This window comes from Desmonostoc vinosum (assembly GCF_059505385.1).
In genome coordinates this window covers 1-10,988 of record NZ_JCACKM010000195.1, presented here as the reverse complement: position 1 = coordinate 10,988, position 10,988 = coordinate 1, and the positions used below count along the sequence as shown (strand labels likewise).

Genomic DNA, 10,988 nt, shown 5'->3' with positions numbered 1-10,988 from the left:
GTTGCGATCGCTCGGCATAGATCCAGATTCTCTGTCCTGAATTGCTATAAACACTCATTAACGAAGCTCTGAGGTTCATTAATGGAGTTCAAAGACTCATCTACGAATATCAAAGCCTTATTACAGCAATTTTTTTATAATGTAATCATATCTCATCTAGCAGAGGTAAAACTATGATTATTGAACAAACAGTTCTACAAACATTCCGAGAATTACCACCAGATAAACAGCAAGAAGTTTTAGATTTTATTCAATTTCTTCAATATAAATTATCAGTTAAAAAACCATTTTCTATATCTGAACATCAAAAAAATTTAAGAGAAAGTAAAGACATTACTGATTTTTGGTCAGCTTTACAAGACTTTAGACAAAGGGTTAATTTAGAAAGTATTGATGATGATACTTTTGAAAATCTACGGGATAAGTCACCAGGAAGAGAAGTTAATTTATGAGTATAAATTATTTACTAGATACTAATGTATTGTCAAAATCTAATTTTTTCTCGTCATGCTATTCAATAAATGTTTTATCGTCGCATCAGTAAGCAAGAAGTAGAATCAGTGGTAGGTTATGGAGAAATAATAGAAGAAACTCCTAATGATCAGCCATTTCCTAGTTATCTCCTGTTTGATTTCGTGGGAGGTAAACCAATTCATGTTGTATTTTCTTATGATGAATCTACAGATACAGGATATGTAGTGACAGCTTATACTCCTGATGCAAATATTTGGTCAGATGATTTTAAAACTAGGAGGTAAGGTTAATGAAATGCGTTATTTGTAAACATGGAAAAACTAAACCGGGCTTAGTGACGGTGACTTTAGAAAGAGACGAATCTATTGTGGTGATTAAAAAAGTCCCAGCAGAAATTTGTGATAATTGTGGTGAGTATTATCTAAGTGATGTTATTACTGAACAAGTGCTAAATAGGGCAGAAGTTGCTGTGAGTAATGGCGCAGAAGTTGAGATTATTAGATATGCAGCGTAGGTGTTTGAAACCTAACCCCCAACCCCTTCCCTACAAGGGACTACCGTGTACACACAAATCATCTGATCCCCCTAAATCCCCCTTAAAAAGGGGGACTTTAAGAAATTTTCCTTTTAAAAGGGGGGTTAGGGGGGATTAAACCCTGTATCTGCTCACACACACTATCAAATTGATTTAAAACTGACTATTTGTAAACCTAATAATCTTTAAACCATAGCCTTCTAGAATACGTGTTCTCTCTATGTCATAATTTTGACCTTCATCTGTAAAATGGCTATCCCCATCAATTTCAATAACTACTTGTAAAGTAGGACAGTAGAAATCAACTATAAAATGATTAATTGGTCTTTGTCTTAAAACCCGAAATTGAAAATCACTCAGATATTCACACCACAGCTTTTTTTCTGCTGGAGTCATATTTTTGCGAAGTTCTTTTGCTCTTTCTACAAGCTTTGGATTGTAAGGTAAATGAAAATTGCTACTGTTGAGGTTGTTCATCATAGTTTCATAGTGTTTATCCCTTTACACTCCTTGAAAACATGGGAAAAAGTTCTTAAAGTCCCCCTTTTTAAGCTACGGTGTACACACAAATCTGATAACCTAGCACCACAGACTTTTGATCCCCCCTAACCCCCCTTAAAAAAGGGGGAACTGGAATCAAAGTCCCCCTTTTTAAGGGGGATTTAGGGGGATCAAACCACATTCTACACAGCATTTAGATGTGTGTACACGGTAGCCTCCCTTGTAGGTAAGAGGTTGGAGGTTAAGTTTGAGAGAAAGAAGTTGCACAATACGTTAATCACTATCAAAGACTCATTACAGCAATTTTGATTTATTTAGAAAACACTCTGGCGTTCTTCTTTGCGCCTTTGCGTGAGATAAAAAATTTTTCGGTGCTGTAATTACGAATTACGAATTATCCTATCAAGACTTGCACTCACACTTTCAGCATCCGGTGACTGCAATCGCTGCAAAATCTCTAAAGCTGGTTGCAAATACGATATCGCTTTAGTGTATTCACCCTGCTGTTCTGCCAACTCTCCTAACCACCACAGAGTCATTGCTTGAGTTCGGACATCTCCAATGCGTTGAGTTATTTCCAAAGACTGATTGAAAAGTGCGATCGCTTGCTCCACATCCCCTTTGTTGGCGTAGAGAATTCCCAGAGAGTGCAACGTCGCCGCTTTACCTTGAACATTACCAATGCGTTCTTCTATTTCCAAAGACTGATTGTAGAGTGCAAACGCTTGATCCACATCCCCTTTGTTGGCGTAGATACCTGCCAGTTGGTGCAACGTCGCCGCTTTGCCTTGGACATTACCAATGCGTTCTTTTATTTCCAAAGACTGATTGTAGAGTGCGATCGCTTGATCCACTTCCCCTTTGTTGGCGTAGATATATCCCAGACAGTGCAACGTCGCCGCTTTGCCTTTGACATTACCAATGCCTTCTTCTATTTCCAAAGACTGATTGTAGAGAGCGATCGCTTGCTCCACTTCCCCTTTGTTGGCGTAGATATATCCCAGATTTTGCAACGTCAACGCTTTAGTTTGGACATTACCAATGCGTTCATTTATTTCCAAAGACTGATTGAAAAGTGCGATCGCTTGTTCTACTTCCCCTTGGTTGGCGTAGATATATCCCAGATTTTGCAACGTCAACGCTTTAATTTGGACATCACCGATGCGTTCAGATATTTCCAAAGACTGATTGAAAAGTGCGATCGCTTCATCAACTTCACCTTTGTTGGCGTGGATACGTCCCAGTTCGTGCAATGTCCCCGCTTTGCCTTGGACATTGCCAATGCGTTCATCTATTTCCAAAGACTGATTGAAAAGTGCGATCGCTTCATCCACTTCCCCTTTGTTGGCGTAGATACGTCCTAGTTGGTGCAACGTCGCCGCTTTGCCTTGGACATTTCCAATGCGTTCTTTTATTGACAAAGACTGATTAGAGAGTGCGATCGCTTGCTCCACATCCCCTTTGTCAGCGTAGATAACTGCCAGTTGGTGCAACGTCGCCGCTTTGCCTTGGACATTTCCAATGCGTTCATTTATTGACAAAGACTGATTGTAGAGTGTGATCGCTTCATCCACATCCCCTTTGTCGGCGTAGATACCTGCCAGTTGGTGCAACGTCGCCGCTTTGCCTTGGACATTTCCAATGCGTTCATCAATTTCAAGGACTTGATTGTAGAGTGTGATCGCTTCATCCACATCCCCTTTGTTGGCGTAGATCATTCCCAGTTGGTGCAACGTCGCCGCTTTGCCTTGGACATTACCAATGCGTTCAGTTATTTCCAAAGACTGAATGTAGAGTGCGATCGCTTCATCCACATCCCCTTTGTCGGCTTTAAACATCCCAAAATGATGATAAATTGAAGCTAATTCTTGTTCATCTTCTGCGGGACAAAGATTTAAAGCTTGTTCGTAATAGTTTAATGCTTGATCAACCTCACCTATTTGGTGTTCACAATAAGCAATTTTGCTGAGAACACTATGGTTTTTAGTAATTTCTAAAGTTGATTTGCACAGATGTATTGCTTCCCGAAATCGACTTTGATTCCGAAAACGTCCCGCCAATAAATTACCTATTTTCCCCGCGATTTCTCCATCCTTCCCCAACAAAGCCAAGCGATGAATCTCTAAAGCTTGTGCTTCCCTAATACTTTCCGTCTCCTCCCACCACAGATGATACAAAAGTTGTGCAGCTTGTTTATACAACTCTTCACCCTTGGGGTTTTCTGGAAACTCTAGCAACGGTGACAAAATCCGGGGAACACGATACAACCTCTCTGTGTTGTTGGTAAGGGTAACTTCCAACAAACCCAAAATTTCAGCGCGTTGAATATGACTTTCCCAACTTGAGATATTTTCACAAATCGGGTCAATAGCAGCTAGAGGAACAGGTAACTCATACACCAACAACTTCCCCAACATCTTCCGCAATGCTGGAGTTTGCTGCTTCAGCAATTCCTGTGCCAAAATATCCTCACGAAATTCCTTTTCCTTATCTGCCATCTTTTGCAGAATCATCTCAACTCCCCTCTCCGCTTCCGGCGACTTCGGGGAATTTTGCAAAATCTTATTTAACCATTCCAACAGCCGAGGATTTCCATCTGCTGCTTGTTTGGCACGTTCCGGCAAATCTGGCTGAAATTGCCAACTGCCATTAAACGAATCCAGACGATTATACTTTTTAATTAAATCTGCCCCACACAAAGCCCCCAGAGGTTCGCGGTACAGACGATGATTCAGTTCCGACAATGTGAAATTGTAGCGACAGGTAATAATTACCTTGTGGGGAAGTTGGGAATTTTGCATCGCCTTCAGCAACGCCAGCAGTACATCCACAACTTGTGGTTGCAAGACATAAACCCCATTGCGTAAATCCAAATTAGCCTCAAAGTCATCCAGCACAAAGACGAAACGCTGTTCTTTGGTATTCAGTCCTTCAGTGAAAAACTTGGTGAGGCGCTGCATCAACGGTAACTTGCCATTGAGAATATCATGCCCGCGTTCCGAGGTACATTGTTCAGCCAGGGTTTTGAGCAGTTTGTCCTCATCGAGTTGCCGAAAGTTCACCAGCCTGTGATAGCCAACCATCCTTTCCAGAAGTCGCGCCGTCACAGTACTCTTACCCACACCCCCCAGTCCGTGAATTAGTACCCCTAATGAAGTGCGAATCGCTTTGAGACAACGTTGCAAAGTCCGCCGTCTCCCCACAAACTCAGAGGGTTTCGCCACCCGCACCAATTGGGTATCGGGATCTAAAAACTGTTCATAAGCAGGTTCCGGCGCTGAGGATGGCACATCTCCCAACACTTCCACCAACGCACCGGGACATTCTCCCTGGACATATAACCGCAACAAATGCCAGTCACGCACATTCTGTTTAAACAACTGCTGGTAAGTGCTAGCGAGTGCTTGGGCTAATTGATATCCGGCTGCCAATTTGCCGTAGAGGTGCGCGGCTGCGGCTGTAGCTGTCCGATCTTCCACAGGCCGTCCCCAACTTAAAACCGCCCTAGCACCTTGGGCAATTAGCGCCTCAGCCATTGAAGGAACAGCCCCTTTATCTGGTGCTTGTCCAGTCCGACACCCAGACAAAAATACCAACTTGGGAAAGCGAAACCGGAAGACTTCGGCAAGTTCTACGGCTGTGGTTTCGTGGCGTTCCCCGATTTCCGTCTCAGTGATAAAGTAAGGCGTGTAAGGTGCTGCATCTTTAATTGAGGCGTGTCCTGTGAGGTGAAACACATCAAAGTCATGAAAATAGCGACTCCACACCTTACCCAACTCGCTAACACAACCGCTTTCTTCCACCCGCAAATCTACAGCAAAATCTCGCGTATCTGCCAGAATTCTCGCCTCTTCCTGTTCAAACTCTAACTTTGGTTCCACATCTTCCGGGTCGGTTGCCATAAACAATACTCGCAATTGTCGTGCTTCCACAGAAAATCCTGCCGTTTCTTTTTCAATCCAGCGCAGAGGTAACACCACTGGATTAACCCGCTTCACCAAAAAATCCTCACCATCATGCAGCACTTCCCAAGGTAGATGTGCCAGTTTTTGATCAGTATCAATGGCAATTACCAACCCCTCACCGCGACAGTTAGCAATTCCCCGACTCAACCACCGTCCATCGCCATCCAACCAAAAAAATAACTGCTGCCCGATTCCTGGTAAATTGGGCAGCAGTTTATAGTAATCTCGTTCACCTTGCTTGAGTAAATCAGCGATTTCTGCTAATTTCAGGCGACGTGATTCATAGTGATTTTTTTGAGGTAGCCAATACCTGAGTTCAACTGTTTCCTGCGTACTTTCCCGAAGTTGAATGCGGATAGTTTGCACTTATTTGCTGATAGATTTGAGGATTTCCGTGATTTCCTCTATGGTAGCTTCTTCGAGTAAAATCCTGTTGCCAGTATCAGGGTCAAGAATTACCACATCAAATTGCTTTCCTGGATGGGATTTATGCCATTCTTGATACCATTTGCGGATTTGTTCAGCTAAAGCCGCAGCACCGCCGACAATGCCGATAATAGTAGCAATGGCGGCGAGAGTTCCTTCTCTTTGGGTGGGTACTTCGTAGGTTCCTGATATTCCAGGGATTTCTAGCAATGCTTCGGCTGCTGTTGGTGCGTCTTCGCCTTCGATTCCGATTTGAATTTGTGCCATAAGGTTAGCTGCGAATTTATACAGGATTTTTATCTCACGCAGAGGCGCAGAGGCGCAGAGAGGATTACAAAATTATCTACTTTGTGTTGTAGCAATTGTCTAAGATAAGGCAACAGACGCAAACCTGGAACCTCAGATTTAATCTGACTTTCAAAAATTACGAATTATATTATGTCTTTTGCTCCTTGGCGAGGTGCGATCGCCCGTGCTTTACATCGCAATCGTAGTCTGGTTTATGCTCGTTATCTGCAACTGGCGACGATACGGGCAGGCGATCGTCCTGCTAATCGGACTTTGGTGTTTCGCGGTTTTTTGGAGGATACTAACCAGCTAAAATTTGTTACTGATACTCGTAGTGCTAAAGTTGACCAGATACAACAGCGATCTTGGGGTGAGGCTTGCTGGTATTTTCCCAATACGCGGGAACAATTTCGTATTACAGGGAGTTTAACTTTGGTGGGTGGTGATGAATGTTACGCAGATTTACAGTCGGCGCGTGTTGCTATCTGGCAAGAGTTGAGTGATGCAGCACGTTTACAGTTTGCCTGGCCCCATCCCGGTAAACCGAGAGGCCAAGAACAAGCAGCTTTTGAGCCACCACCACCCAATCCTAACCAGCCAGTACCCAATTTTGGACTACTGCTACTCGACCCCACACAAGTAGACCATCTAGAATTACGCGGCGAACCACAAAATAGAAGGATTTACCAGCGTGACGAGAATCAAGGGTGGTCTTGTGAAGAAGTTAATCCCTGAAGTTGGTGATTAAATCCCAGCACCATCGAGAAACTCTTGTATGGCTTTATCTCTAAGATTACAGCAGGGGGTATCTTGTGTTGAGTCATCTTTTTCAGCACTTAAATTACCCGCTAAAACAGGGGTTTTTGTCCCAGGAAGGGCGCGTTGGAGATTTTGTATTTGTTCTTCTAATGACTCAATTCGGTCTACTAAAGCGCGAATTACTTCGGCTTCTGAGTCTGGTAAATTATTGTGTTCTAGTGGTGCAACCCGGACTCCAGAACGATAGATGATGCGTCCAGGTACGCCTACCACAGTGCAATTTGAAGGCACATCCCTCAGCACAACCGAACCAGCACCAATACGAACGTTGTTGCCAACATGAATATTACCCAATACTTTTGCACCAGCCCCAACTACAACGTTCTCGCCTACAGTTGGGTGGCGTTTACCGCTTTCTTTACCAGTACCACCAAGGGTGACACCTTGATAAATTAAGGCATAATCTCCTACGATCGCAGTTTCACCAATCACTACCCCCATGCCATGGTCAATAAATACCCCTTGACCAATCGCTGCACCTGGGTGAATTTCAATTCCCGTCAAAAATCGAGCTAGATGAGAAATAAAACGGGGAATAAAAGGAATACCAACAATATGCAGCCAATGAGCCAGCCGATGAAATAGCAAGGCTTGCAAACCTGGGTAGCAAAACAAAACTTCCAACCAATTGCGGGCGGCTGGGTCACGTTCAAAGATGATACGAAAGTCAGCACTCAAAGTAGATAGCACGAGATATTACCCTCGGAAAGCACAACAAGCTACTCTCCCATATTATCGTTAGTGGGGAATTGGGGTACTGGGGAATTGGGAATGGGACGCGGGGACGTGGGGACGCGGAGAAATTTTCTCCCTCATTCCCTCATCCCCTGGTCACTGAGCGTACCTTGGGGGATCTTGCTACGCGTAGCGTCTTTGATAGGAGAAGTGCATCCCCCTCATCTCCCGGTCACTGAGCGAAGTCGAAGTGCCACTCCCCACTCACGGTTGCTGAACTGTTAGAGTATAGTTGCGTTTGACATTTGCATCAAATGCACCTACCCAAATTCGATAAGTGCCTTTTTTCCAGTTGCGATCGTCGATGCTGGCGTCTTTGTTTTTGCCAGTGTCGTCGCCACAGCGAATTGTCGTTTTGTCTGGGCCTTGAATGAGTAAAGTGGTGTCGTATTTGCCACTATCAATTAATATTTTTAACTGAGAAAAGTCTTTATCCAAAATCATGATGTGATCTGGAGTGGGGTCAGCAAAACCAATACAAATATTTTGATTGCGATCGCGGTTACTAATCACAGATAGGGAATATGAACCCCCTGTATATCCAGGTACTATTCCCTGTTTTGCCTCAAAGCCTGGCGAAAGATTTAATGTGCCAAAATTGGCTGTTTCTGCTAATACCGGAGTAGCGCTAATTAAGGTAAGTATAGCTAACAGCCAACCACCACGAAACTGAAGTCGGGGGCGACAATATTTCATAGTAGCCCTCCAACAGGCTAGTATAGTTATTATATATACATATTCTAGTTATCAAAAAACCGTATAATTTCAGTAATTATGCCACATTAATATGTGACACAATAAAAGATTTTGGGAATTGAGAATGGAGAATTGGGACGCAAAGACGTGGGGACGCGGAGAAATTTTCTCCCTCATCCCCCTCATCCCTCAGCCTCCTATGGGGAAGCAAGCTACGCGTAGCGTCTCCGACAAAAGAAGTGCATCCCCTCTACTCAGCGATTGAGTTGAAAAAAGACGCCGCCTTTGAGCAATCCTGTTTCGTTACTATAGCTGCTGAGTGTGAGCGATCGCAGTCTATTAAAAAATGGTTGACCTAAAATTTCTACTACTTTGAGAATTGGTAGCTGACGCTCTACAATATCATGGCTTTTTGTCCAATCAAGGTATATGTAACCTTGGTTGGGTTGAGGGATAGCGGCGATACTGTCTTGAAAATTTGGATTGTCAATTAAAGAATTGTTTTTGCTTGTCAGGATTTCATCTAATATCTCTAAATCAGAGGTGAAAATTTCATAATTTCCAACAGTTGTATGCACTCCTCGAACTTTTGTTTCGATGCTGAGGGAGGGTTTGTTGTTGGTATTGGTTTTTTTGGCAGCGGTGGCTAACTCTGTCCAAGCAGAAATTTTTTGTTGTTCGAGGGTGAGGGGGATAATGTTAAGTCCGTTTGATGTGGCGATCGCATCTAAATGAGAAACACCCTGTTGTACATCTTCTGATTGTTCCACAACAAAGACCCAACTCGGATCTGTCTTTGCCTTTTGAGGTAATAATGCTAGCGCATATTCTCCTTTTATCCAACTGAAAATATCCTCTGCTAAGTTAATTCCCCAACGTTTTTCAAACTCTGCTAGAGGTTGCAAAAATCTAGAAGTTGCATTTTCCTTAGAACCATATAAAGTTGCTGTTAATTGTTTCCCAAGTTTGGCTAAATCGCTATCACCTAAATTACTCAAATTTGAGCCAGAAATTGCCAAACCTGCTGAGGTGGGAATGTAGCGCAATGCTTTTATAGGTTGCGATAATAGCCGGGATGAGGCAACAGTTGGCGATGAAGTCAAAAACGTAGTTTCTGCTAGCAATCCTTTGGGATTCAATCCGAGGGAAATAATTTCGCTATCATAGGTTTGTTCTGATAGTTCCAATCCTTGCAATTTCGCCACAGTGGGTAAATTGAGAAAAGCAACAGCTAAACTACCTTTGGGTAATTGTTGAGCGGCTGTTTGATATTCTGGAGAACTAGTCAGATTTAAATCGGGGGCTTGGATATTATTGATAGCCTCTCGCAGTACTTTTGGATCGTTGGCAAACAACACAAAGTTTTCACCAATGGCTGCACCTGCAAGCGAGTCCTGCTTTGGCTGAGAGTCATGCAGCAGTTTAATACCTTTGTATTGCTCAACCTCTAAGTTTGCCCCAGCCAACGCCCGTTTGGAGAACAATAACTCTATAAACTCACGGCTTTTGTCTGGTTTGTTGGTAGCTAGTGCCATCAAATACCCTGGTTGCTGACCGTTTTCAGAATCGCGATCAATATCTAAGGTGGTGATTGCTAATGTAATTTCGTCTCCTAGCCAGGGTTGAATATCTTCTTTGTAATCTATGCTACTCTTGGCTAACAAACTGGTTTTAAGCTTAGACAGTTCCCCCTCACGCTCTAAAGCCTGCAAACGGTCTGGATTTGCCAGTAATGACACAGTTACAGGGGAAAGCTTTGATACAAAAGCAGCAGCGCTTGGTTGGGAAGAAGAACTGATGAGGTTAACCGGACTCTTAATAAAAAACCAGTAAAAGCCACCAAGCACAATTACTAGTAGCGCGATCGCACCAGCTACGAAAAAACCAAAAAATGAGCGTTGATTGTTCATGGTTGGGGACTGGGGATTGGGGACTGGGGATTGGGAAGAGATTCTCATATCATTTATGTATAATTTATTACTTTGGTATTTAGCTATAAAATGGGTGCCAGTTAAAGCGAGGTAAGATAGATAATATTGGGATTGTCTAAAAAACCTCATGACAGAGAAATCTTTTGGTCAATCCTTTACACAAATAAGTGTAGAGGAACTTGCACAACGTCTATCCTCTGGAGAGTCAGGTATTCAGCTAGTGGATGTACGCGAACCACAAGAAATTGCGATCGCTAGTATTGAGGGTTTTGTCAACTTACCCTTAAGCGAATTTGCTCAATGGAGCGAGCAAATCCCCACTCTCCTCAACCCTCATAGTGAAACCCTTGTGCTGTGTCACCACGGTATGCGTTCTGCTCAAATGTGCCAGTGGTTAGTAGCTCAAGGATTTACAAATGTTAAAAATATCGCAGGTGGGATTGATGCCTACTCTCTTTTAGTTGACCCATCGGTTCCTAAGTATTAGGGATGAGGGGGATGAGGGGGATGAGGAAGCAGGGGAGGCAGGGGCAGAGTAAATAATTACGAATTACGCGCTTCGCAGCGGTAGCGAGTCCTCGAGCGTCAGCGTAAAGCCTACGGCATAGCTTCGCTTAG

At 43.4% G+C, this 10,988-nt stretch carries 10 protein-coding genes and 1 pseudogene; 5 read left to right on the top strand and 6 right to left on the bottom strand.

What is annotated here, in order from left to right; genetic code table 11:
• Nucleotides 1-173: 173 nt before the first annotated feature.
• The 3 genes from AC5JMF_RS24085 (at nucleotide 174) to AC5JMF_RS24075 (ending at nucleotide 988) form a co-directional block, all read left to right on the top strand.
• On the top strand, nucleotides 174-452 hold the full coding sequence (locus AC5JMF_RS24085; RefSeq protein ID WP_495798230.1) for a DUF2281 domain-containing protein: 279 nt from the start codon (nucleotides 174-176) through the stop codon (nucleotides 450-452).
• A gap of 69 nt (nucleotides 453-521) precedes the next feature.
• Entirely contained in the window at nucleotides 522-758 is a 237-nt protein-coding gene (locus AC5JMF_RS24080) for a DUF4258 domain-containing protein (protein ID WP_495798229.1), read from the top strand.
• A gap of 5 nt (nucleotides 759-763) precedes the next feature.
• Entirely contained in the window at nucleotides 764-988 is a 225-nt protein-coding gene (locus AC5JMF_RS24075) for a type II toxin-antitoxin system MqsA family antitoxin (RefSeq protein ID WP_206263730.1), read from the top strand.
• A 97-nt stretch (nucleotides 989-1,085) separates the two neighbouring features.
• On the opposite strand, the pseudogene AC5JMF_RS24070 reads toward AC5JMF_RS24075, so the two are convergent.
• The 3 genes and pseudogenes from AC5JMF_RS24070 to AC5JMF_RS24060 form a co-directional block, all read right to left on the bottom strand.
• Nucleotides 1,086-1,489: pseudogene (locus AC5JMF_RS24070) on the bottom strand (endonuclease domain-containing protein).
• Between the two features lie 401 nt (nucleotides 1,490-1,890).
• Nucleotides 1,891-5,841, bottom strand: coding sequence for a tetratricopeptide repeat protein (locus tag AC5JMF_RS24065; protein WP_495798228.1), 3,951 nt, complete (start codon nucleotides 5,839-5,841; stop codon nucleotides 1,891-1,893).
• Nucleotides 5,842-6,168 (bottom strand): hypothetical protein, encoded by a 327-nt coding sequence (locus AC5JMF_RS24060; RefSeq protein ID WP_495798227.1) that lies wholly within the window; start codon nucleotides 6,166-6,168, stop codon nucleotides 5,842-5,844.
• Between the two features lie 171 nt (nucleotides 6,169-6,339).
• Here AC5JMF_RS24060 and AC5JMF_RS24055 point away from each other — a divergent pair, with 171 nt between their 5' ends.
• The gene (locus AC5JMF_RS24055) at nucleotides 6,340-6,924 is read left to right on the top strand and encodes an Npun_F5749 family FMN-dependent PPOX-type flavoprotein (protein WP_495798226.1); all 585 of its coding nucleotides are present in this window, start codon (nucleotides 6,340-6,342) and stop codon (nucleotides 6,922-6,924) included.
• Nucleotides 6,925-6,933: 9 nt separating this feature from the next.
• On the opposite strand, the gene cysE is transcribed toward AC5JMF_RS24055, so the two are convergent.
• The 3 genes from cysE to AC5JMF_RS24040 form a co-directional block, all read right to left on the bottom strand.
• Nucleotides 6,934-7,698, bottom strand: coding sequence for a serine O-acetyltransferase (gene cysE, locus AC5JMF_RS24050; protein ID WP_495798225.1), 765 nt, complete (start codon nucleotides 7,696-7,698; stop codon nucleotides 6,934-6,936).
• A 249-nt stretch (nucleotides 7,699-7,947) separates the two neighbouring features.
• Nucleotides 7,948-8,439, bottom strand: coding sequence for a hypothetical protein (locus AC5JMF_RS24045; protein ID WP_495798224.1), 492 nt, complete (start codon nucleotides 8,437-8,439; stop codon nucleotides 7,948-7,950).
• A 254-nt stretch (nucleotides 8,440-8,693) separates the two neighbouring features.
• On the bottom strand, nucleotides 8,694-10,349 hold the full coding sequence (locus AC5JMF_RS24040; RefSeq protein ID WP_495798223.1) for a DUF3352 domain-containing protein: 1,656 nt from the start codon (nucleotides 10,347-10,349) through the stop codon (nucleotides 8,694-8,696).
• Nucleotides 10,350-10,497: 148 nt separating this feature from the next.
• Here AC5JMF_RS24040 and AC5JMF_RS24035 point away from each other — a divergent pair, with 148 nt between their 5' ends.
• The gene (locus AC5JMF_RS24035) at nucleotides 10,498-10,857 is read left to right on the top strand and encodes a rhodanese-like domain-containing protein (RefSeq protein WP_495798222.1); all 360 of its coding nucleotides are present in this window, start codon (nucleotides 10,498-10,500) and stop codon (nucleotides 10,855-10,857) included.
• Nucleotides 10,858-10,988 lie beyond the last annotated feature (131 nt).